The 22,207-nt window shown below is 49.7% G+C and carries 20 protein-coding genes and 1 riboswitch; of the genes, 19 read left to right on the forward strand and 1 reads right to left on the reverse strand.

What is annotated here, in order from left to right; all coding sequences use genetic code 11:
- Positions 1–36: 36 nt before the first annotated feature.
- Positions 37–1,920: a hypothetical protein gene (locus ACFO8Q_RS05760; protein ID WP_380024773.1), complete on the forward strand. Its 1,884-nt coding sequence runs from the start codon at positions 37–39 to the stop codon at positions 1,918–1,920.
- On the opposite strand, the gene ACFO8Q_RS05765 is transcribed toward ACFO8Q_RS05760, so the two are convergent.
- A complete protein-coding gene (locus ACFO8Q_RS05765; protein ID WP_380024827.1) occupies positions 1,817–3,790 on the reverse strand; it encodes an ABC transporter ATP-binding protein in 1,974 nt (657 codons plus the stop codon). The genes ACFO8Q_RS05760 and ACFO8Q_RS05765 overlap by 104 nt on opposite strands.
- 227 nt (positions 3,791–4,017) lie before the next feature.
- Between ACFO8Q_RS05765 and ACFO8Q_RS05770 the strand changes: the two genes are divergently transcribed.
- The 18 genes from ACFO8Q_RS05770 to guaA all read left to right on the forward strand — a co-directional run bounded on the left by ACFO8Q_RS05770 (position 4,018) and on the right by guaA (position 22,167).
- Positions 4,018–4,620, forward strand: a complete 603-nt coding sequence (locus ACFO8Q_RS05770) for a 5-formyltetrahydrofolate cyclo-ligase (RefSeq protein ID WP_380024774.1) — start codon at positions 4,018–4,020, stop codon at positions 4,618–4,620.
- A 13-nt stretch (positions 4,621–4,633) separates the two neighbouring features.
- Positions 4,634–5,347, forward strand: coding sequence for an SDR family oxidoreductase (locus tag ACFO8Q_RS05775; RefSeq protein WP_380024775.1), 714 nt, complete (start codon positions 4,634–4,636; stop codon positions 5,345–5,347).
- A gap of 163 nt (positions 5,348–5,510) precedes the next feature.
- Positions 5,511–6,005, forward strand: a complete 495-nt coding sequence (locus tag ACFO8Q_RS05780; protein ID WP_380024776.1) for a hypothetical protein — start codon at positions 5,511–5,513, stop codon at positions 6,003–6,005.
- 12 nt (positions 6,006–6,017) lie between these two features.
- Complete coding sequence (locus ACFO8Q_RS05785; RefSeq protein WP_380024777.1) at positions 6,018–6,995, forward strand: molybdopterin-binding protein; 978 nt, start codon at positions 6,018–6,020, stop codon at positions 6,993–6,995.
- Positions 6,992–8,275: a molybdopterin molybdotransferase MoeA gene (locus tag ACFO8Q_RS05790; protein WP_380024778.1), complete on the forward strand. Its 1,284-nt coding sequence runs from the start codon at positions 6,992–6,994 to the stop codon at positions 8,273–8,275. The genes ACFO8Q_RS05785 and ACFO8Q_RS05790 overlap by 4 nt, the downstream gene beginning before the upstream one ends.
- Positions 8,272–8,775 (forward strand): molybdopterin-guanine dinucleotide biosynthesis protein B, encoded by a 504-nt coding sequence (gene mobB, locus ACFO8Q_RS05795; protein ID WP_380024779.1) that lies wholly within the window; start codon positions 8,272–8,274, stop codon positions 8,773–8,775. Before ACFO8Q_RS05790 ends, mobB begins: the two co-directional genes overlap by 4 nt.
- 14 nt (positions 8,776–8,789) lie before the next feature.
- Complete coding sequence (tatC, locus tag ACFO8Q_RS05800) at positions 8,790–9,524, forward strand: twin-arginine translocase subunit TatC (RefSeq protein WP_380024780.1); 735 nt, start codon at positions 8,790–8,792, stop codon at positions 9,522–9,524.
- Between the two features lie 66 nt (positions 9,525–9,590).
- Positions 9,591–10,253 carry an HAD family hydrolase gene (locus ACFO8Q_RS05805; protein WP_380024781.1) on the forward strand — a complete coding sequence of 221 codons (663 nt, stop codon included), beginning with the start codon at positions 9,591–9,593 and terminating at the stop codon, positions 10,251–10,253.
- Positions 10,254–10,402: 149 nt separating this feature from the next.
- Entirely contained in the window at positions 10,403–10,903 is a 501-nt protein-coding gene (locus ACFO8Q_RS05810) for a hypothetical protein (protein WP_380024782.1), read from the forward strand.
- A 47-nt stretch (positions 10,904–10,950) separates the two neighbouring features.
- Complete coding sequence (locus tag ACFO8Q_RS05815; protein WP_380024783.1) at positions 10,951–11,199, forward strand: hypothetical protein; 249 nt, start codon at positions 10,951–10,953, stop codon at positions 11,197–11,199.
- Complete coding sequence (locus ACFO8Q_RS05820) at positions 11,189–11,776, forward strand: DUF2087 domain-containing protein (RefSeq protein ID WP_380024784.1); 588 nt, start codon at positions 11,189–11,191, stop codon at positions 11,774–11,776. Before ACFO8Q_RS05815 ends, ACFO8Q_RS05820 begins: the two co-directional genes overlap by 11 nt.
- 287 nt (positions 11,777–12,063) lie before the next feature.
- On the forward strand, positions 12,064–12,348 hold the full coding sequence (groES, locus tag ACFO8Q_RS05825) for a co-chaperone GroES (RefSeq protein WP_380024785.1): 285 nt from the start codon (positions 12,064–12,066) through the stop codon (positions 12,346–12,348).
- Positions 12,349–12,401: 53 nt separating this feature from the next.
- On the forward strand, positions 12,402–14,024 hold the full coding sequence (gene groL, locus ACFO8Q_RS05830; RefSeq protein WP_380024786.1) for a chaperonin GroEL: 1,623 nt from the start codon (positions 12,402–12,404) through the stop codon (positions 14,022–14,024).
- A gap of 553 nt (positions 14,025–14,577) precedes the next feature.
- Positions 14,578–15,729, forward strand: a complete 1,152-nt coding sequence (locus tag ACFO8Q_RS05835; RefSeq protein ID WP_380024787.1) for a murein hydrolase activator EnvC family protein — start codon at positions 14,578–14,580, stop codon at positions 15,727–15,729.
- 231 nt (positions 15,730–15,960) lie between these two features.
- The gene (locus ACFO8Q_RS05840; protein ID WP_380024788.1) at positions 15,961–16,956 is read left to right on the forward strand and encodes an AAA family ATPase; all 996 of its coding nucleotides are present in this window, start codon (positions 15,961–15,963) and stop codon (positions 16,954–16,956) included.
- Positions 16,957–18,183, forward strand: coding sequence for a DUF58 domain-containing protein (locus ACFO8Q_RS05845; protein WP_380024789.1), 1,227 nt, complete (start codon positions 16,957–16,959; stop codon positions 18,181–18,183).
- Positions 18,167–20,389 (forward strand): DUF4129 domain-containing transglutaminase family protein, encoded by a 2,223-nt coding sequence (locus ACFO8Q_RS05850; protein WP_380024790.1) that lies wholly within the window; start codon positions 18,167–18,169, stop codon positions 20,387–20,389. Before ACFO8Q_RS05845 ends, ACFO8Q_RS05850 begins: the two co-directional genes overlap by 17 nt.
- 22 nt (positions 20,390–20,411) lie before the next feature.
- Positions 20,412–20,513: riboswitch (purine riboswitch) on the forward strand.
- Positions 20,514–20,631: 118 nt separating this feature from the next.
- Positions 20,632–22,167, forward strand: a complete 1,536-nt coding sequence (gene guaA, locus ACFO8Q_RS05855; protein WP_380024791.1) for a glutamine-hydrolyzing GMP synthase — start codon at positions 20,632–20,634, stop codon at positions 22,165–22,167.
- Positions 22,168–22,207: the final 40 nt, after the last annotated feature.

A 22,207-nucleotide genomic window follows, 5' to 3' on the forward strand; every position in this document is an offset into this window, starting at 1 on the left:
TGGGCACCCTAGTGAAAAATTGGCTGGGGTGGTTCGGTGTTCGGAAAGCGGTTTCAAGTGGTTCTAACTTTGTTTGTGTTCCTGGCAGCGGGTATTTTTTCGCCGTCAGCAACAGGTGCTTCGGGACAAGTGATATCCGATTCCCAAATGAATCAAAATCGGCAGGTCATTTTGGTCGTTGCGGACCTGCTGAAAGAATCTGACTTGCAGAACCAGCATCTCCCGCATTTGCGGGAGTGGGCGGAACAAGGCGGAATCGGATTGATGAATGTAAACGCACCGGTTAATTGGTTCAGCTATCGAGGGGAAGGACTGACCGTAATTGATTGGAATGAGCTGCGGAACCTCGAATCCACGAAGGAGAAGCTTTTGAATTCCCAATACATTCAGCTGCGTCAGCGATCGCTGCAATCGCTGGATAGGTTGGCAGAACAACTTCTTCCGCAGGCTGACGATTCCACACTCCTGATTCTGGCGTCTCCGCGAACGACATTGGTTGGAAAGAGCGGGGAACTGGCTCCGGTTTTTGCGGCGGGCGGACCCATTGCTCCCGGAAGCCTTTTGACATCGGCCTCGACAAGGCGTAAGGGGATCGTAACGAATCAGGATCTGGGAGCGAGTATCCAGGACTTTTTGGGACTTCAGGAGGCTGGGGCGGTTGGAAGAACCATTCAAAGCACCAAGTCTGACGCGAATCCATGGGACGAGTTTCACAAAACGGCAGTTCAAACAAGAGAAATCTACGGCAAGAGAACGGTGGTGATTACAAGTTTCGGAGCAGCCGGAGGGATTCTTTTCTTGCTGATGACAGGAATTTTGTTGAGTAATGCCGGGCGGAAGCGGGTAGGTGAACGTGCAAAACTGTTGGCCGCCGTTTTGATTTGGGGGGGCACCGCCGTACTGACAGCCCCTTTTTTTCTCTTGCTGCTGCCGGTTGTGGAATGGTTCGGCAAATGGAGGTGGCTAACCGAAGACTGGATTTGGATTGTGGTGGTGCCGGGAGTGATTCTTGGGACTGTCTGGGCGCTGATGCAAATACGCAACTTATTTCAACGATTGCTGCTTCTGGCGATAGGAATGGTTGGACTGATCATCACCGATACAGCGACCGGCGGTTGGTTGGCGCATGGCTCGATCCTTTCCTATGATCCGGTTGTGGGAGCCCGCTATTATGGCGTGGGCAATGAATCGATGGCGTTCCTGGTCACGTGGCTCCTTTTGGCATATGGATATGTGCTGTGTCTGCAGCCTCGGTGGAAAAGATGGATGAAGTGGGGATTTGCAGGAATGGGGGGAGGAATGATCTGGTTTTTTGCCGCTCCTGAATTAGGTGCCAATGCAGGGGGAACGGTTACGGCTGCCGCCTCGGTCGCGGTTGCTGTAACGTTCCTGTTTCAACTTCCCAAACGGGTCAGTTGGCCTGTCGGTCTTACAATCCTTGCCAGTTCAATAGCTTTCATGATCACCCTTCATCAAGGAACGGCCTATCCCACGCATGTTACCCAAGCTGTCAATTTAGCGGGGGGTGGACAGTATGATCGGATTGGAGAACTGGTTATGCGCAAGCTGTTGATGAATTTGCATTTAATCCGGGATTATGTCGGAGCCCCGCTTGTTGTCATAGTCCTGCTGATCGCGGCAACTGCTGTTTTGCAGCCGTTTCCCCCGGTTGCAAGATTCCTGGAAGAAAAGGCCGGCCTCCGCCCGTTTCTGACCGGAGGGGTTGCCGGTTCCCTGATCGGTTTCGCCGCCAACGACTCAGGGGTGGTGGTCGCGGCTTTGATTCTGATGCCGATTGTGTATACAGTGTGCATGATCAAGCTTGTTGAAGTGTTTCCCACTCCTCATACAATTGTTCCAGACGCTCTTTCGCATCTTGATAGGCCTGATTGGTCGCCTGGGCACGATCCGGATCGTTAAAGATTTCGGGCAGACACAATTCGGCCTCCAGAGAAACGATAGCGGCCTCAGTTTCTTCAATCTGTTGTTCGATGGTTGCGATCCGTTCCAATCGTTTCTTTTCTTCCCGCTGCTTTTGCCGCTCTTCCTGCCGCTGCCGGTCCCGTTCTTCCTTGGATAAGGGGGCGGGATTGGCCGCAGCGGCGGTTGGGGTCGGGGTGGACGGCCGAATCTTACCGCCCGCTTCCAACTGTCCGGACGCTTGCATAGCAGCCAATTCCGATTTTTTCTCCAGATAGTCATCATAGTTGCCAAGATAGGAGGTAAGGCCCCCTTCCGTCAACTCGATCACCCGTGTGGCAATCCGGTTCAGGAAATAGCGGTCGTGGGAAATGAACAGCAAGGTGCCCGGATAATCATCAAGAGCTACCTCGAGCATTTCTTTTGACAGCAGATCCAGGTGGTTGGTCGGTTCGTCAAGCAGCATAAAATTGGCCTGCAGCAGCATCAATTTTGACAGTGCCACCCGGCTTCGTTCGCCGCCCGAAAGGGAGGAGATCGGCTTCATCACATCATCGCCGGAGAACAGGAAGTTGCCAAGGACGGTACGAATCCGTGTATGATCCAGGCGTGGAAACGAGTCCCACACTTCGTTCAGCACAGTTTTCCCGGGTGTGAGATCTTCTTGTTCCTGCGTATAGTAACCGAGTTTGACATGGGCGCCGAGCCGAATCGTACCCGATGTCGGCTGGAGAATGCCGGCAATTGCTTTCATCAAGGATGATTTTCCGATTCCGTTCGGACCGATCAGAGCGACCCTCTCCCCGCGGGAAATCTGAAAATTGAGATGGGAGAATAACACTTTGCCGCCATATGCGAGGGACAGATTTTCAACCGAAAGCACGTCATGACCGCTCTGCCTCTCGATGGTAAACGAAAAATGGGCCTGATCCTGTGACGTGACCGGCTTGTCGATCCGTTCGATTTTCTCCAGCAGTTTGCGTCTGCTCTGCGCCCTTTTGGTTGTGGTGGCACGAGCGATATTGCGTTGAATAAAATCTTCCATTCTGGCGATTTCGGCCTGCTGCTGCTCATATCGTTTCACTTGAATCGCAAGCTCCGCTTCTTTTTGCTCCAGAAACGCGGAATAGTTGCCGGTGTATCGTCGTGTGATCCCGCGGTCCAGTTCGTAAACAACAGTCACCAATCTGTCAAGAAAGTAACGGTCGTGAGAGACAAGCAGGAGAGCGCCCGGGTAACTTTTCAGATAGTCTTCCAACCAGGTGACGGTTCGCAGGTCAAGATAGTTGGTGGGCTCGTCCAGGATCAGAAGCTCAGGCTGAATCAGCAGCAGTTTGCCAAGCGCAAGCCGGGTTTTTTGTCCGCCCGAAAGAGATTGGACGGGCTGATCCCACATCGTTTCCGGAAAGTCCAAACCTGTTAGAATGGAACGAACCTTCGCATCCACTGCGTAGCCCTGCCGGTCCGCAAACTCCTGTGTAAGGGACGTGTATTCGTTCGCCAACGATTGATAGAGAGCCTCGTCTTCGTATACATTCGGGTCGCTCATTTTCTCTTCCATTTTTCGAATCCGTTCTTCTAATACAAACAAATCTTCAAATACGCTGCGGATTTCCTGATATACGCTTCTCACGGATTGAATGCCGGTTTGTTGGGAGAGGTAACCGACGGCCACATTTTTTCCGATATGAACCGCTCCGGAATCAGCGGTCAATTCCCCTATGATGATCTTCAAAAGAGTCGATTTTCCGGCACCGTTGACTCCCACAAGTCCAACCCGTTCTCCCTGGTGGACGGACAATGTAGCCCCGTTTAAAATCACATCGGTTCCGTAGGATTTTACGATTTGGCTGGCAGATAGAACGATCATGATTCCAAAGGCTCCCCTTCCGTACAAACATGCAATCTTAAGTGTACCGCACAGCTCGGATAGAGACAACACGAGGATGCTTTTGTCAAGATGACGCATTTGGGTCCCCACGAAAGTACTCGGAATATGCTGCATCGCTTTGCGTCACTTTCGTGGGTGATGTATTTTGAGGGAAGTTGTGATAGTTTAAGATGAGCAGGATTTGAAAACCGTCCGAGGGAGATTCAATGAACAAACAGGAACTTCGCCAACAGATCTTGTCCGCGCGCAATTCGATGTCTGAAGCCGAAAGAACCACAAAGCAGAAGGCCATTTTTGATAATTTGCTGTCGATCCCGCAATTAAATGAGGCAGGGACGATTCTCGCTTATCTGGCGTTCCGAGGAGAAGTGGAAACAGACGAGATTTTCCGTTGGGGATGGCAGGCGGGAAAAACGATGGCTGCTCCCGTAACATTCAAAGAGGAGCGAAAAATAATCCCGGTCCGGATCCAGTCCTTCGAGGAGCTTCAACCCGGGGCATACGGGATTCTCGAGCCGTCAGGAATCCGGGAGGAACAAGGAAACCCGGCATCAAACGAAACCGTGCCGGTTGCAAGGATCGATGCCGTGATCATCCCGGGCGTGGCTTTTGACAGCGAGGGAGGTCGTCTCGGATATGGAGGCGGTTATTATGACCGGTTTCTACCCATGCTACGTTCAGATACGGTAAAAATTGGACTTGCATATGAGCTTCAAGTGGTGGGCCGATTACCGGTTGAGGAACATGATGTTCATTTGGATTTTCTCGTCACAGAACAGCTTGTCAGGAAATTTGCAGCGAATACATAAGGGGTGGACATAGATGAAGGATAAAGTCGTTGTAATAACAGGAGCCAGCCGCGGAATCGGTGAATCAATCGCGTTGGCCTTTGCGAAAGAAAAAGCAAAACTCGTTCTCGTTGCGCGAAACCCTGAAGATCTGGAACGGGTACGCGGACGCGCCATGGAGGCAGGCGCGGAAGATGTTTTAACCGTCACAACCGACATTTCAAAAGAAGAAGAAGTCGAGGTTATGGTGGAAGTCACGCTGTCCCGTTTCGGCCGGATCGACGTACTGGTGAACAATGCGGGAGTCGGATATTTCAAATCTGTAAAAGAAACGACACTCAAAGAGTGGCAGACCATGTTCGATATCAATGTGACGGGACTCTTCCTTTGTTCCCGCGGGGTTTTGCAACCGATGCTGGAGCAGGGCTCCGGTCACATTCTCAATATTTCGTCTGATGTGGGACGCCGTACGATTGCTGGTGGTGCCGGATATTGTGCGACGAAGTTTGCGGTTCAGGGGTTTGCAGATTCGCTTCGGAAGGAAGTTCAAAGCAAAGGCGTTAAAGTCACAAATGTTTTGCCGGGAATGACCGACACTTACTTTGCAAACAGCGAGCAGGGAGCTGCCCACAAGGCCGACTGGCTGCAAGCGGAGGATATTGCCCGTGCTGTTCTCTATGCGGCTTCCCAACCGGAAGGCGTACTGGTGGACGATATCACAATCCATCCGATGGTCCAAGAATATTAAAATCACCCATTAAACAACGTGATTTACTTTTGGATCTTTATGGGTCCCCGTCAACATGGCGAGATGTGGCTGATGATCTTCGGCTCCCCAGCAAAGTACTCGGAATAAGCAACAGAGCTTAACGTCACTTTGATGGGAGATTTATTGATTGAAGGTGTGATGGATGGAGGCAAAACAATATTTAATCGGCTTGGGATACGGCGGATCGTTGGAGGCCATGGGCCGGTTCGAATGGGATTTCCGCTGCCGTTTGGGGTTGCGCGATCCTCAGGATATCACCGGAAGAGAAGCATTTGTGAAAGACTTTATCGAGGCTACTTCACCCGAAGCTCCTGTGGTGCTGGTTCTGGATGATTACAGTATCCCCTTGTTCCGTACTTTCATGGAACTTGGGAAACAGGGAATCACGAAATATCCGGGTCTTTACGTGTTCGTTGTGGCGGAAGACCAAACTGAGGATCCGCATGTTCAATACTTCCTCAACATTGAGCACGATCCGGTTGACGAAACCCTGATGCCGCATCAGATGGTTCTTGATGCCGAAGGGGTGCCGGATTCGGTGCTGATGTTTATGCAAGAACGTTTGAATGTGCGGTTTTACAGAAGAGAAGACGAACTGATGATGGAGTTTCGAATTGAGGAACTTCCGGTTCTGTAAGGGGTGAGAAAGATGAGAGAAGTTCACGTCCGTGATGCTGTCGGACTCCGGCTGGCTCACGATTTGACACGTATTGTTCCGGGAGAGTTTAAGGGGCGCATTTTTAAAAAAGGACATGTGATTCAGGAAGAGGATATCCCGATGCTGTTGGACATCGGGAAAGAGCATATCTATGTTCTTGAGCTTCAGCCCGGCGAACTGCATGAAGATGATGCGGCGATTCGCTTGTCTCGTGCGCTGATGGGTGACCACTTGACTGCTTCGGAACCGTCAGAGGGCAAAGTGGTTCTCACTTCGGAAATTCACGGTTTGGTAAAGATCGATACGGAAGCCCTGCTGATGATCAATTCCCTCGGCGAGCTTGCGGTTGTGACCAGGAAAACGGACACTGTGGCAAAACCTGGCGATACGGTGGCAGCCATGCGGGCGATTCCGCTCATTATTGCGGAGACGAAAATTACACAGGCTGAGACGCTGGCGAGAATGTCAGCCCCTGTGATTGCCGTTCTGCCTTTTCGCCGCATGAAGGTGGGGATTGTAACCACAGGAAGCGAAGTTCTGACCGGTCGTGTGGAAGACAAGTTCGGGCCGCGGATCCGGGAGAAACTTGCCCCTTTTGATGCGGAGGTGCTGGGGCAAAAGATTGTCGGGGACACAAAAGAAAACATCCAGGCGGGGATCCAAGAATTTCTGAACCAGGGAGCCGAACTTGTGATTTGTACCGGAGGAATGTCTGTTGATCCGGATGACCGCACTCCGGGCGCAATTCATGAACTGGCCACCGAGGTTGTGTCGTACGGAATGCCGGTGCTTCCCGGTTCGATGATGATGCTGGCTTACATTCAGGGTGTCCCGGTTTTTGGTCTGCCAGGGGCCGTCATCTATGAAGAGATTACCGCATTTGATTTGTTCCTGCCGCGAATTCTCGCAGGGGATAAAGTGACAAGCCGGGAAATTGCCGAATTGGGACACGGAGGTCTCCTCAAATGATGAGAGTCGGACTTTCCGTTGAGGAAGCAATTCAGGCGATAATGGATTATGTAAAGCCTGTCAATTCCATTGAAATTCACGTGAAGGATGCATTTAACTATGTTCTCGCTGAAGACATGTACGCAAGTGTACCGGTTCCGCCTTTTGACCGTTCGATGATGGACGGCTTTGCGATTCGGGCAGAAGACGTACAACACGCCACGCCTGAACATCCTGTAAAACTCCGTGTACAGGGAAGAGTCGGAGCAGGTGAAGTGTCGGACCATATCCTGATGCCGGGCGAGGCAATTCGAATTATGACAGGGGCTCCGATTCCCAGAGGGGCGAATGCGGTAGCCCGCTTCGAAATTACAGACGCACAACATTCTCCCGATGCGGAACACATTGCAGTCCTTCTGCCTGTGAGGGAAGGTGAATCAATTTCTGTCAAAGGGGAGGATATTCAAGCCGGGGCTAAGATTCTCGAAAAAGGGGCTGTCATCGGAGCGGCTGAAATGGCCCTTCTTGCGACGGTCGGGGTTTCGAAAGTGACTGTATACCGAAAACCGATCATCGGAGTCCTGTCAAGCGGACGGGAACTGATTGGGTTGGAACACCCCCTTGCCCCCGGGAAGATTTATAACAGCAATTCCTATATGCTGTCCGGCTTAATTTCAGCTTGGGGCGGGATTCCTTATCTTCTCGAGCAGGTGGATGATGAAGTCAATGCTGTTGCTGAAGCGATTCAAATGGCGATGCCTGTAGTGGATGCTCTTGTTACTACCGGCGGCGTGTCGGTCGGAGATTATGATGTAATGCGGGAGGCCTATCAGCAGGCGGGCGGTCAGGTGGAATTTTGGAAAGTAAATATGCGTCCGGGAACCCCTTTTACATTTGCGACCGTAGTAGAGAAGCCGGTATTTGGCTTATCGGGAAATCCGGCTGCAGGGTACGTAAACGCGGTCTTGTTTTTGCAAGGGGCAATCCGGGCGATGGCAGGGTATTCGGAACCTTTATCAAAGCCTTTGCAGGTTGTATTGGCGGATGTACCGGAATGGAAAACGATTGGAATGGACCGCTTCCTCCGGGCAAGGATTGTAATCGAAGAAGGACGGGCAGCCGCGTACCCATTGGCATATGGCCAAAGCGCCGGTATCATGTCGACCCTTTCGGGAATTCAGGGCTTTATCCGCATCTTGGCGAGGACAGAAGTTAAACAAGGGGATCTCGTCGAGGCTTACCTGCTTGAGATGCCAATCCCCGCATTAAACAACACTCTGCCGGGAGGAGAGCAGGAGTGAGTGTAAAGGCGTTCGCGGTTGTCGGTTATAAAAACATGGGCAAAACGACGCTTGTTTGCAAGCTTGTGTCGGAACTGAAGAATCGGGGGTACCGGGTAGGGACATTAAAGCACGATGCCCACGACTTCCAACTCGATTATGAAGGAACGGATACGTTTCAACATCGTCAGGCCGGGGCAGATGTGGTGGCGATTGCAAGCTCTGGCAAATGGGCTGTACAAGGGTGGCCTGCACAGCCCCCGACTTTGGAAGAAATGTTGAAGCGTTTCGAAGGTGTTGATCTGGTGATCGTGGAGGGATACAAACAGGGGAACCTTCCGAAAATCGTGGTCTCGGATCGGCGGGGGGCAATTTTTCAAAACGAAAGGTTAGAAAATGTGGTTGCCGTGGCAACGATTGACGGGGCACCGTTTCTTGCCCCTTCAGCGGCCCGAGTGTATGATAGAAATGAGATAGATTGTTTCATTGAATTGGTCTTGGCAACGTTAGCTCTGAGATAGGAGGAGCGCGATCGATGGATAGAGAACAAAAATTAGTGGACCATCTGGCGGAACTGCGGAAACGATTGATTATTACGCTGCTGGCGTTTGTTGTGTTTCTGTTTGTATCGTTTGCGTTTGTCCGCGATATTCTGGATTTTTTACAGCGTGGAATGCCCGCGGGGATGCACATGACCGTGTTTGGCCCCTCGGAAGTGTTGAGAATTTATATGATTGTGGCAGGGGTTTTAGCAATCGGGCTGACAATTCCGGTACTGCTTTACCAGGTCTGGAAGTTCGTAGCCCCTGGTTTGACTGAGCTCGAGAGAAAGGTCACCGCTACCTTTATTCCCGTCATTTCACTCGTTTTCTTTGCCGGAATTGCCTTCGGGTATTTCTTTATCTTCCCGACGATCTACAATTTCTTTGTTGCGCTGGGCTCCGAAAGTTTTGATATGGTACAAGGCGCGGCCAATTATTTTTCCTTTATGGTCAATATTGTGCTTCCGTTCGGGTTTATCTTTGAACTGCCGATTGTAGTTTTGTTCCTGACTCGATTAGGGCTCCTGACACCGGAATTTCTCACGAAAAACCGCAAATACGCGTATTTCATCCTTACTGTGGTCGGGGTTGTTTTATCTCCCCCGGAGCCGGTGTCCGATATTATCACGACGCTGCCGATGATTCTGTTGTATGAGATAGGTGTCACTCTGTCACGTATTTCTTATAAAAGACGCTTGAAACGACTCCAGGAAAGCGGACTCGCATAGCAAGCAGATAAAATGAGGAAACCGGTCGGAAAGGCCGGTTTTCCCATTCAAAAAGGAGGGGCAGGCTTGATCAAGGCGATAGTGTTTGATTTTGACGGCTTGATTTTTGATACGGAAACCCATGAGTATCGAGTGCTGGAGGAGATCTATAAATCACATGGGGCGGAACTGCCGCTCGAAGTATGGGGACAATGCGTTGGCACCCATGCGAATTTTTTCGACGCGTACGCTTATCTGGAGCAATGCATCGGCAAGCCTGTAGACCGGGATGTATTGGGGAAACAACGCAGAGAAATGTTCGATCTGCGGGTTGAGAACGAAACAGCGCTTCCCGGCGTAGAGAACTATTTGGTCGCGGCCAAACGATTGGGCTTGAAAATCGGCCTGGCATCAAGCTCCAACCGGGCATGGGTGACCCGGTGGTTAACGAAGTTGAACCTGCTCGACTACTTTGAATGTATCCGGACTGCCGATGATGTGGAACACGTGAAACCGGATCCCGCCCTGTATTTGAAAGCATGTGAATGTTTAGGGGTGCAGCCGCAGGAAGCGATCGCGTTTGAGGATTCTCCGAATGGGGCTATTGCGGCAAAGCGGGCAGGGATGCACTGTGTGATCGTACCCAACTTTGTTACCACAACACTAACGTTTGGGGAGCATGACCTGCGCCTCAATTCGATGGCGGAGATGGAGCTTGAAAAGGTGATTGAGAGATTGGAGCGTAAATAATAATTCTCGTGTAGCGGCAGGAGAGAAATCTCCTGTCTTTTTGTATTTATTGTCCTATTCGGTTTGTACTCTTCAGCGAATTCTTGACGGGAGAAACAGATTAGGTTACTATCTAATTAGAAACATATAAAATTATATGATCGTTGAATATGTTTGATTTCCGGGTGAAGAAGGTGTCTCTTCATGCGAATGACGGAGAAATTTGGGGGATGGGAATTGCTGCGGGAAAATGGGCCGTTTCGCCGTTTGTTTCTTGCGACTCTTATCAGCTCGTTGGGGGACTGGCTGCGGTGAAGCAAGATATCAGGCCCTCTTTTTGGTCGGAGTTTGTGACCGGAATCAGTGCCGTCACCGCCAACAAGTCCGTACTTTATGTGTTTTTGCTGGAATTTGGATGGTGCACGGGCGGTGGTGCGATCAATGTGCTGATTTCGGTTATGGCTCATCAAGTTCACGGGCAGGGAAGCACTGGTGCAGGAGTATCCTATGCTTCGATAGGTGCTGGCACGATTATTGACAGTCTGATGCCGGAAGGTGTTTTCCGGGCGAGAAGCGGAAGCTGCAAATGGCGGCAGGGATTGCGTTTCTTGTGGATGCCGTATTTCATATCCTGTTTGCCGCCAGCCCATCGCCCATTTTTGCTAATATAGCATTAATAGGAGCGGGGCTTGCAGGAGCGATAGGGAATTCGGCGATTATGACACTGATTGCAGCCTCCACAGACAATCTTGTGCAAGGAAGAGTCTTCTCCATGTTTCACACAATCAGATCCTCTCTGCTGGCTCTGTCCATGATGGTCGCCGGGTTCCTAATCCCTGTTCTGGGGCCGCAATTGCTTGGAATCATTGGCGGATCCGTGATTTTGCTTTTTTCGATCCTCTACGCAGTGTTGATTCGAAGGAACAATCGAACAGAACAAAACGGGAGTGAGTATCGTGCAGCTTGATCGACTCGTAAATTTTCATAAAGCAGTGGCGGATCCCACCCGGATTCGCATTCTGGTACTGCTTTCCAAGGGGCCGTTACACGGTCAGGCTCTCGCCGGGAAATTGGGGGTCACGCCGCCAACCGTTACCCATCATGTGACAAAGCTGAGGGAAGTCGGGCTGATAAAGGAGCGTCGGGACAAAAATACGATCTATTTTCATTTGGAAGAGACCGCTTTAAAACGGTATGCGGAAGGAATCGTGGACGTAGTCTTGAAGAAGGAATCGTCGGGGGTGGACAGGGAGGATGAAAAGATTGAGCAAGAAAGAGCCGCAGTGATCAAAAGTTTCTATACTCCGGATGGTAAGCTCAAGCAAATCCCGGCCCAGCGGAAAAAGAAGCTGATCGTGTTTGAATATATGCTCAAAGGTCTTGAAAAGAAAAGAAAATATACGGAACAGGAAATCAATGAATTTATCAAGCAGTTCCATGAAGATTATGCAACAATTCGACGGGAATTCATCGTCAATCACTATATGTATAGAGAGAATGGGATTTACGAGTTGAACCCGCCTGAAATGTGGGCAAAGATTTGAGGGACAGGAGTATTTTTCCAAAGTGAACGGATACAATAGATTGTGGCCCAGGAAACGGGTGTAAAAGGACAAGAAAACCGTTGAAAAAGTAGGAACGGTCGGTATAATTTTTGCTGATCGGATTCTTTACAAAAAAATCACATAAAAAAGTTCAAATTTTTCCTTGGAAGGTCTTGCAAAGGGACATCGAAATGAATATCATAAGAATTGTCGTTAGCACTCGATTGAGGTGAGTGCTAACAGAGATCGACAAATACTTACAGCATATTTAGTAGGAGGGGTAGTTCATGATTAAACCACTCGGTGATCGCGTGGTAATTAAACCTGTCGAGCGTGAAGAGAAGACTGCAAGTGGAATCGTACTTCCGGACACTGCAAAGGAAAAGCCGCAAGAAGGCGAAGTAGTTGCAGTAGGTGCTGGCCGTTATGAGGAAGGCAAGCGTGTTCCTCTGGATGTACAGGTTGGTGACCGCGTAATCTTCTCGAAGTATGCCGGCACCGAAGTTAAATACGACAATGTTGAATACCTGATTCTCCGAGAAAACGACATACTCGCTGTAGTTCAAAAATAATTGCACGCCCATACTTAGAGGCAAAAACCATATTTTAGAGGAGGATATTTGACGTGGCAAAAGAGATTAAGTTTCGTGAAGACGCTCGTCGCGCGATGCTTCGCGGCGTAGACGCTCTTGCTGATGCGGTGAAAGTAACTCTCGGTCCGAAAGGCCGTAACGTAGTTCTTGAGAAGAAATTCGGTTCTCCGTTGATCACTAACGACGGTGTAACCATCGCAAAAGAAATCGAACTCGAAGATTCTTTTGAAAATATGGGTGCACAGTTGGTAAAAGAAGTAGCTACCAAGACCAACGACGTAGCTGGTGACGGTACCACTACCGCTACCGTTCTTGCACAAGCGCTCATTCGTGAAGGCTTGAAGAACGTTACTGCAGGTGCAAACCCGATGGTTCTCCGCAAGGGGATTGAAAAAGCGGTCCGTGCAGCTGTAGAAGAAATCAAAGCGATCTCCAAGCAGGTTCAAGGCCGTGAAAACATTGCACAAGTAGCCGCAATCTCTGCAGGCGACGACGAAATCGGCTCCTTGATTGCAGATGCGATGGAGAAGGTTGGAAAAGACGGTGTAATCACTGTTGAAGAATCCAAAGGATTCACCACCGAGCTCGAAGTTGTTGAAGGGATGCAATTCGATCGCGGTTACATTTCTCCGTACATGGTAACCGACGCTGACAAGATGGAAGCTGTTCTTGACGAGCCGTACATCTTGATCACCGATAAGAAAATCGGCAACATTCAAGAGATCCTTCCGGTGCTTGAGCGTGTTGTTCAATCCGGTCGTCCACTCTTGCTGATTGCGGAAGATGTTGAAGGCGAAGCACTCGCAACTCTCGTTGTGAACAAACTGCGCGGAACCTTCACTGCAGTTGCTGTGAAAGCTCCTGGCTTCGGTGATCGCCGCAAGGCAATGCTCGGAGACATCGCGGTTCTCACCGGTGGTCAAGTGATTTCCGAAGAGATCGGTCTCGAACTGAAGAGCACAACTATCGATCAACTCGGTCGCGCCCGTCAGGTTCGTGTATCCAAGGAAAACACGATCATCGTTGACGGTGCGGGCAACAAAGAGGACATCGACGGTCGCGTTAAGCAAATCAAAGTTCAATTGGAAGAAACCACTTCCGAATTCGATAAAGAAAAGCTGCAAGAGCGTCTTGCGAAGCTGGCTGGCGGCGTAGCGGTAATCAAAGTTGGAGCTGCTACCGAAACCGAATTGAAAGAGAAGAAGCTCCGCATTGAAGATGCATTGAACGCAACTCGGGCAGCTGTTGAAGAAGGAATCGTTGCAGGTGGCGGTACGGCACTTGTAAACGTAATCCGCGCTCTCGACAATGTAAACGCGGAAGGCGACGAATTGACAGGTGTAAACCTTGTTCGCAAGGCGTTGGAAGCACCGGTTCGTCAAATCGCTGACAACGCAGGTCTCGAAGGTGCAGTAGTTGTTGAGCGCCTGAAGACAGAAAAAGTTGGCATCGGCTTCAACGCGGCAACAGGTGAATGGGTAGACATGATTGAAGCAGGTATCGTAGACCCTGCAAAAGTTACCCGTTCCGCTCTGCAAAACGCTGCATCCGTAGCAGCTATGTTCCTCACTACGGAAGCAATCGTTGCCGACAAGCCGGAAAAGGATAAAGGACCTGCTATGCCGGGCGGCATGGGCGGCATGGATATGATGTAAGAGACCTAAGGGGTCGGTGAGAACCGATCCCTTTTGTTTTTGCGCTCGGTAAAACATGGAATCAGGCAGCAGAAAAAAGGGCAAGAATAAGTAAGAGTACAAAAGGAATATAGTTTCCGCAAAGTGCTGAATCATTTGATGGTGGTGAAGCAAATGTCCGACAGTCCAAATCTTGAAATTGCCCTGTGCGATAAATGCAGCCTGCCAAACACCAGAATTACATACAGTGTCTTATTGAAGTTGAACCTTTGTGAATTTTGCTATGATCGGGAAGCGGATGCGTTTTTACGGGGTTTTAGCGGTGACTGATTACGGATGGGACAACAGGAAGCAAGGCGCCTTTTCCTTCGAAAGGGCGCTTTTTTGTGCTATATAACGCCAGTTTTCGGTAGGAAACCCCTATTTTTCGTGAAAAACATGACTTTTTTGCGAAAAAACTTCAAAAGGTGACAGGAAATGCACGAACGGCGTCGAATAATTATGGATGACGCAAAAGCTTTCTACTGGAATCGACTTTCGAGGCGATGAGGAATCGATAGAAAGGAGAACGGACATGGCTTTCAAGGCTTCAAAAAAACTGTTGGCCGGTATGCTCGCAGGCGCCATGTTGATGACGCCTCTTTTTACGACGGCACAGGCCAGCATCGAATCTGACCAGAAAAGACTCGAGGAAATTCGACAACAATATAATGAACGCTTGAAAGAAATTAAAAAGCTCCGTGGTGAAGAGAAGGATCTGCAAAAGAAACTGTCTGCCATCGAGCAGCAGATTGCTGAAATCGAGCAGCAAATCAGCGGGATTCAGGCGGAGATCAATGCCGGAGCGGAGAAGATTCGCCAGATGGAAATCGAAATTCAGAAGACGCAGGAGAAGCTGGAAGCCCGTAAAGATCTGCTGAAACAGCGCTTGCGGGTAATGTATGAACAAGGGGACGTATCCTATTTGGAAGTTCTCTTCGAATCAACAGACTTCAGCGATTTCGTCGACCGCATGAGCACATTGTCGCTTGTTGTGAATCAGGACAAGCGTCTGGTGGAAGGAATCAAGGAAGAAAAGAACAAGCTCGACCAGATTCAGGCAAATCTCAAGCATGAGCAAGAGATGCGCAGGGTGCGACAGCAGGCGATGGTTGCCGCAAGGGCCGAGCAGGATAAAATGAAAGCCGAGCAGAAGGCGATTCTTGCAGAGGTTCAGAAAGAACGCAAGATTACAGAGGCAGAGGCTGCGAAAGAACAGAAAGAAATGCAAGCGATCGAAGAGCAGATTGCAGCACAGGTTGCTGCTCAGTACGGCAAAGATAAGATTACCAGCTCCGGTAAATGGGCTTGGCCTGTTCCTTCCTCACGGGTCGTTACGTCCGGCTATGGAGAGCGTTGGGGAACAATGCACGCCGGTATTGACATTGCTGGTCCTGTTGGAACACCGATTGTCGCGGTTGACGACGGTATTGTGCGGTTTGCCGGCCGCGCGTCCGGATTCGGACACTGGGTAGTGATCGAACACGCAGGCGGTATCATGAGCGTATATGGTCATATGTACGGAAACGGAATCTATGTATCTGTCGGACAACAGGTAAAGCGTGGGCAGACAATTGCAGCAATCGGAAGCGACGGTCAGTCGACCGGTCCGCACCTGCACTTTGCCGTTGCCAACGGAATCAGTAACGGTCGAATGAATTATGTGAATCCCAATGGATACTTATAAAAATCGACAGGCTGTAACCAAACACCCTTATGTATGTCTAATGCATAAGGGTGTTTTTGCGTTTGGCCAATTTTTCCCGAATGCGAGTTTGTGTGAAGAATGGTAGGCTTATACTAGATGTACTAGAATCTGCACATGGTAAATTTTTTCAATAAGAGAAGGTTTCTTACTTTTGATTATCGAACTTGAATAATGATAGGTTCTAAGTGAATGACGGGAGGATCTGGCAGAATGAAAGTAACTGGCGAACAACAACTGGTGGATACGAACTACGATCAACCACATGCAGGGATGCAGCAGGTCGTGGCGAGTGTGGAAAAAGTGATTGTCGGCAAATCGGATGCCGTTCGTTTATGTTTGGTGGCTTTGTTAAGCGGTGGACATGTCCTGTTGGAAGACGTACCGGGAGTGGGGAAGACCATGCTGGTACGCTCCCTCGCGAAATCCCTCGGGTGTTCATTTAAGCGCATCCAGTTTACACCCGATCTTCTCCCCTCTGATGTAACCGGGGTATCGATCTACAATCAGAAAACGCAAGAATTTGAATTCCGTCCCGGTCCAATTATGGCCAATGTCGTGCTGGCGGACGAAATCAACCGCACCTCGCCGAAAACCCAATCCGCGCTGCTGGAAGCGATGGAAGAAGGGAACCTCACGGTCGACGGGGTTACGTATGTGCTCCCGAAGCCTTTTATGGTGATGGCCACTCAGAATCCGATCGAATACGAAGGAACCTTTCCTTTGCCGGAAGCCCAATTGGATCGTTTTCTGATCAAAATCAGCCTCGGCTACCCGGACATGAAAGATGAAATCGATATCTTATCCCGGCAGGAAAAGGGGCACCCAATTGAAAATCTGCAGCAAGTAATAGACCTGGAAACCTTGCAGGAACTGCAAAAAGACGTACGGAAAGTTTACGTTGAGCAAAGTTTGCGAGAGTACATGGTGAAAGTTGCGACTGCCACGAGAGAACATCGCGATGTGTATCTGGGCGTGTCACCCCGTGGTTCGCTTGCATTGTTGAAAGCGTCGATGTCCCTCGCCTTTATTCTTGGGCGGGACTATGTGGTGCCGGATGATATCAAGCAATTGATACCGGTAACATTTGGACACCGTATCATTCTTAAAGGGGAAGCCCGGTTGTCGGGTACTTCCGTAGAGCATGTACTGCGAGAAGTCATGCGTAACGTTCCGGTTCCGATCTCAAGAGACAGGGAGAGACAGTAAGTGTTCAGATCTGCAGGCACGGTCATACTCTGGACAGTGATTCTTGCTTCCGCTTTTTCATACGCCCAATTTCAGGGGGGATATGCCTCCTGGTTTCTGCTCTTTGCTGCGTCAACAATCGCTTTGTATGTGTTTCTGACAAAATACTATGCGGGACGCCATCTAACAACCGAACGAAGGGTGTCGTCGACGAAATTGACGGCAGGTTCGACACTCGAAGTGGATTTGGATATCCGATCGAAAAGCAGGTGGCCGTTGGCATGGCTGGTGGTTGAAGATCTTATCCCTCACAAGCTGGTAATTCGGGGAACGGCGAACAGGCGTATGTTCTTCCCTGGTTTTGACAAGCGGATTCGGATGAAATATACAATTCCGGATTTGCAGCGGGGGAAATATTCAATGCGCGACACGATCCTCCGCACTGGGGATATCTTCGGTTTTTACCGAAAAGAAATTGTCCACCGCCGTGATGAGAAGATTACCGTATATCCACGAATTGTTCCGATACGGTACTGGCACACGGTGAATCAGTTTAACACCGGGATGTCTTTTGCCCAGAATCGAATAGCAGAGGATACCACTAACGTCCTGGGCGTGAGAGATTATGCGCCGGGGGACCGGTTATCCCGCATTCATTGGCGGGCCACCGCCCGGACCGGCGCTTTGAAATCAAAGGAATTCGAGCTGCACGTGACAAACGAACTGATGTTTTTCTTCAATCGCAGCAGACAAGATTATGGCGCTGGAGGCGGACCCATTTTTGAAATGGCGGTGACCACTACCGCGTCTTTGATCCGCTATGGGATGGAAAAGAAATATTCTGTGGGCCTCGTGTCCTGCGGACAGGAAAAAATGATTCTTCCGGTATCGCGCAGTCAGGAGCATTTTATAAAAATTCTGGAACATCTGACATTGGTACAGCCGGATTTGGATCTGTCTTTTAAGGAAATCGTTCTGAGAGAAATCAGTTATCTGTCACGCGGTTCAACTATAGTGATGATCACGCCGATGCTCAATGAGGAAATTGTAAAACTGGTCAGTTTACTGGAATATCGCAAAATCAAAACCGAATTTTTCCTGTTGAAGAGTTCGGCTTCCATTACACCCGAGGAACGGCAGCAAATCGCAAAATTGGCGATATTTGGCGTACATGTTTATTTTGTGGCAAGCGAACAGGAATTGGATGAAGCGGTAAGGGGGCCGGTGGTTCATGCAGCATACAACTAAATGGATCACGGGAACATGGACGAGGGACTTCCTGCTGACAGCCGTTTTGTTCGGCTGGCTTTATCAATTGCTCTCCCCGCTAGGGCAAGCGGGCGGGGTGCCGGACATGAACGGGTTTTATCTATTTGTCGGGATGCTGTTGCTATTTGATCTGCTGATCCCTTTGCATTCCGTAAAAATCGCACTTAAGCTGGCTTCCCTCTTCTCCATCATGTATTATTTCTACTACTCGGGTGATAAAATTTGGCATCCCGATTGGATAATCGATGTGCTGCTGGCGGCTCTAAACGCGGTATCATTGGCAGCCGAGAAGAGATTCATGGAAATTCCGGACATTTCGCAAACATTCTTATTCCTGCTTTTTCTCTGGCTGACCGCATCCGTCTATCGGAATGCAATGCAAAGTCGGATATGGTTGTTTATTCTGTTGTTCGTCGGTGAAGTGGTAATCGGAGTGATCGATACATTCTTTCCTCCGGATGCATCCGGCTATGTGGTGCGCTACTTCTTACTGGGGTTTGTTCTGCTTTCCTTATCCCAGCTCCCGGAATTGGAAAAATGGGCCCGAATCCCGGCACGGTTGCGAGGTTGGCCCGTCAAATGGGTTCTCTGGACGCTGGTAATCACGTTAACCGCTGTCGGAACAGGGATTGCGGCTCCCAAATATCCTCCTGCCTGGCCCGATCCGGTCGCCTTCCTCCAGGGGAAAGCGGCGGGAGAGATGGCGAACGGTCCGAAGAAAATCGGGTACGGATCGGATGACAGTGCGCTCGGCGGACCCTATGTAACGGATGATACGGTTGCTTTTACAGTGATCACCAATGAGCCCGGCTATTATCGGGGCGAGTCAAAAGTGCATTATACGGGCAGAGGCTGGTCTATGGCCGGAAGCAATTTTACATTGGCGGAAAATGTCCAGCAGAAAATCGCCTTGGAAAAGTATGCTCAGTGGTATGGTATTCTGCCAAGCATCAAGACGAAAACGGTCGAACAACAAATCGAAGTCCAAAACGGAGTGTATGATGCGATATTTGGGCAATACCAGCCGATGAACGTGCAGGAGAACTCGACTCCCTCTGCAGCAGAGAGATTCTCTCTTCGTTATTTCCAACCGCAAGGATGGAAGTGGGGCGGGCAGCTTACCAAAGGAAACGCCTATAAAGTGGTATCGCAAGTCCCTTATTATGATCCGGAAGGTGTCAAGAAACGGGAACAGCAGATGCAGAAAAACGATCCTATGGATTCTAAATTAAGAGCGATGTTTCTCGAACTGCCCTCTTCCTTGCCGCCGCGAATCAGGGAATTGGCTTTTCAAATTGCAAACGGAAAGGCAACCGATTATGAGAAAGCGAAAGCAATTGAAGAGTATCTAAGATATAATTACAAGTACGAAGTGGAACAGGTTCCTTTCCCGGGGCCGAATCAGGATTTTGTCGACCAGTTTTTGTTTGAAAGCAAGCAGGGATATTGCGATCATTTCTCTTCTTCGATGGTTGTTCTGGCCCGGGCTGCCGGGCTGCCTGCGAGGTGGGTAAAAGGATTTACGGAAGGGGAGTCGGATTCCTCCTTCGATTCATCGAATGACAAGAAGAAGTATATCGTACGCAATCGAAATGCCCATTCCTGGGCGGAAGTATATATCCCGGGAACCGGTTGGCTTCCGTTTGAGCCGACAGCCTCTTTTTCCCAGCCTGTAGTAATGGAAGTTCTTCCTGTCGACACTCCGAATACGGAAACCGAACAGAAGGAACAGAATCAGAGGAACAATACGCCAAAAGAGGAAGACAACAGTGTGGACGTATCCTATGAGATAGATTGGGAACGAATTGGGAAGATCTTTTTATTGGTACTCGGGACGGTACTGGCGGTCGGATGGATTTTCCGCAGGCGTATCATGGTCGTGTTCTATCTGCGCCGCTCATTGGGAAGAGGCCCGGATCACAGTTCGATTATTGTACTGGCGATTGAAAGATTATTGAAAGCCCTGCAGCGTTTAGGGTGGCAGCGGGAACCAGATGCGACGTTCAGAGAATTTGGCGATGAGCTCGCTCTGAAGGGGTATAAGGGCAGCGAATGGATCTCGTTAACCCGTATCTTTGAAAGGATTCGTTACGGAAACAAACAAGCAAAAACACGAGAAGTCGGGGAATTCCGACAACTTTGGGGAAGGATCGTTCGGAAGATAGGACGAACGAAGAAGCGTTGACGAATAAAAAACGTTCGGGTAAAATGATGTCGAAAAACAGGCTCGTATAATGCCGGGAATATGGCTCGGCAGTCTCTACCAAGTCACCGGAAATGACTTGACTACGGGGCGGTTGTTCGTACATCACTGATGAACACCTGATTCGCCTCGTATGTGACTGTTAATCTTTGCTAATGCTAGTGGAGAGGTTTCACGAGGGACTCTGGTGTTATTTTTTTATATTTCGGGGGGCGTACTTTAGAATGAAAGAACATGAATCCGTTGTTGTACTGGATTTTGGCGGACAATATAACCAATTGATCACCCGCCGGATTCGCGAATTGAATGTATACTCGGAGCTGCTGCCGCCGACAGTAACGGCCGATGAAATAAAGGCGATGAATGTGAAAGGCATCGTTTTCTCGGGCGGACCCAATTCCGTGTATGGAGAGGGATCTCCGAAGGTCGACCCGGCCATTTTTGAACTTGGGATTCCAATACTCGGTATTTGTTACGGAATGCAGTTGATGGCACATCATTATGATGCGAAAGTGGAGCGTGCGGCCGTTCGGGAATACGGGAAGGCCATGATTGAAGTGCGATCGGATGCAGTATTATACAAGGATCAACCAACAAAACAACAGGTGTGGATGAGTCACAGCGACCTTGTTCTGGCACCTCCAAACGGGTTTCAGGTGGATGCTTCGACCGACCATGCACCTGTTGCAGCAATGAGTGACTCTGAACGCAAACTGTATGCCGTTCAGTTCCACCCGGAAGTGAATCATTCGATCTACGGTCAGGACATGCTGAAAAACTTCTTGTATGAAGTTTGCGGCTGCAAAGGACTGTGGACGATGGGTTCCTATGTGGATGAAGCGATTGCGGAAATTCGAGCTCAAGTCGGGGATAAAAAAGTTCTTTGTGCTCTTTCCGGCGGTGTCGATTCATCTGTGGCGGCCGTGCTTGTGCATCGGGCAATCGGTGACAACTTGACCTGTATGTTTGTTGACCACGGTCTGTTAAGAAAGAACGAAGCTGAACTGGTGATGCAAACATTCACACAGGAATTCAAGATGAATGTGGTCAAGATCGATGCGAAAGAACGGTTTTTGGGCCGCTTGGCGGGGGTCACCGATCCGGAACGAAAGCGCAAGATTATCGGTGAAGAATTTATCCGAGTGTTTGAGGAAGAATCGAAGAAGCTCGGTCACTTCGACTTTCTGGCCCAGGGCACCCTTTACACAGATATCGTCGAAAGCGGTACGGCAACGGCCGCTACTATCAAGTCTCACCATAACGTTGGCGGTTTGCCTGAAGATATGCAGTTTAAGCTGGTAGAGCCCCTGAAGACATTATTTAAAGATGAAGTTCGTGCACTCGGCACTGAGCTGGGAATTGCGGACGACATCGTATGGCGTCAACCGTTCCCGGGGCCTGGACTTGCGATTCGGATCATCGGCGAGGTAACGGAAGACAAGCTGGAGTTATTGAAAGAAGCCGACTGGGTGGTCCGGGATGAAATTAAACGTTCCGGTTTGGACCGTAAGATCTGGCAGTATTTTGCAGCACTGCCGGACATTAAGAGCGTAGGAGTCATGGGGGACGAAAGAACATACGCTTATACGATCGGAATTCGCGCGGTCACTTCAAAAGACGGAATGACTGCCGATTGGGCACGGATTCCGTACGATGTTCTGGAAAGACTTTCGACTCGACTGGTAAATGAAGTCCCGAATGTAAACCGGATAGTCTACGACATTACTTCGAAACCGCCCGCAACGATCGAGTGGGAGTAATCCCACTCTCGTTTTTACATAAATAAGGGGTCTTAGAGAG

The organism is Effusibacillus consociatus (assembly GCF_042652925.1).
Taxonomy (GTDB): Bacteria; Bacillota; Bacilli; order Tumebacillales; family Effusibacillaceae; genus Effusibacillus; species Effusibacillus consociatus.

What these genes read in the sequence shown, in the direction of transcription:
- ACFO8Q_RS05765 (WP_380024827.1), bottom strand. Translation starts at nt 3,790, where the DNA reads ATGATCGTTCTATCTGCCAGCCAAATCGTAAAATCCTACGGAACCGAT.
- ACFO8Q_RS05770 (WP_380024774.1), top strand. Translation starts at nt 4,018, where the DNA reads ATGAACAAACAGGAACTTCGCCAACAGATCTTGTCCGCGCGCAATTCG.
- ACFO8Q_RS05775 (WP_380024775.1), top strand. Translation starts at nt 4,634, where the DNA reads ATGAAGGATAAAGTCGTTGTAATAACAGGAGCCAGCCGCGGAATCGGT.
- ACFO8Q_RS05780 (WP_380024776.1), top strand. Translation starts at nt 5,511, where the DNA reads ATGGAGGCAAAACAATATTTAATCGGCTTGGGATACGGCGGATCGTTG.
- ACFO8Q_RS05785 (WP_380024777.1), top strand. Translation starts at nt 6,018, where the DNA reads ATGAGAGAAGTTCACGTCCGTGATGCTGTCGGACTCCGGCTGGCTCAC.
- ACFO8Q_RS05790 (WP_380024778.1), top strand. Translation starts at nt 6,992, where the DNA reads ATGATGAGAGTCGGACTTTCCGTTGAGGAAGCAATTCAGGCGATAATG.
- tatC (WP_380024780.1), top strand. Translation starts at nt 8,790, where the DNA reads ATGGATAGAGAACAAAAATTAGTGGACCATCTGGCGGAACTGCGGAAA.
- ACFO8Q_RS05810 (WP_380024782.1), top strand. Translation starts at nt 10,403, where the DNA reads ATGTTTGATTTCCGGGTGAAGAAGGTGTCTCTTCATGCGAATGACGGA.
- ACFO8Q_RS05815 (WP_380024783.1), top strand. Translation starts at nt 10,951, where the DNA reads ATGACACTGATTGCAGCCTCCACAGACAATCTTGTGCAAGGAAGAGTC.
- groES (WP_380024785.1), top strand. Translation starts at nt 12,064, where the DNA reads ATGATTAAACCACTCGGTGATCGCGTGGTAATTAAACCTGTCGAGCGT.
- ACFO8Q_RS05835 (WP_380024787.1), top strand. Translation starts at nt 14,578, where the DNA reads ATGGCTTTCAAGGCTTCAAAAAAACTGTTGGCCGGTATGCTCGCAGGC.
- ACFO8Q_RS05840 (WP_380024788.1), top strand. Translation starts at nt 15,961, where the DNA reads ATGAAAGTAACTGGCGAACAACAACTGGTGGATACGAACTACGATCAA.
- ACFO8Q_RS05850 (WP_380024790.1), top strand. Translation starts at nt 18,167, where the DNA reads ATGCAGCATACAACTAAATGGATCACGGGAACATGGACGAGGGACTTC.
- guaA (WP_380024791.1), top strand. Translation starts at nt 20,632, where the DNA reads ATGAAAGAACATGAATCCGTTGTTGTACTGGATTTTGGCGGACAATAT.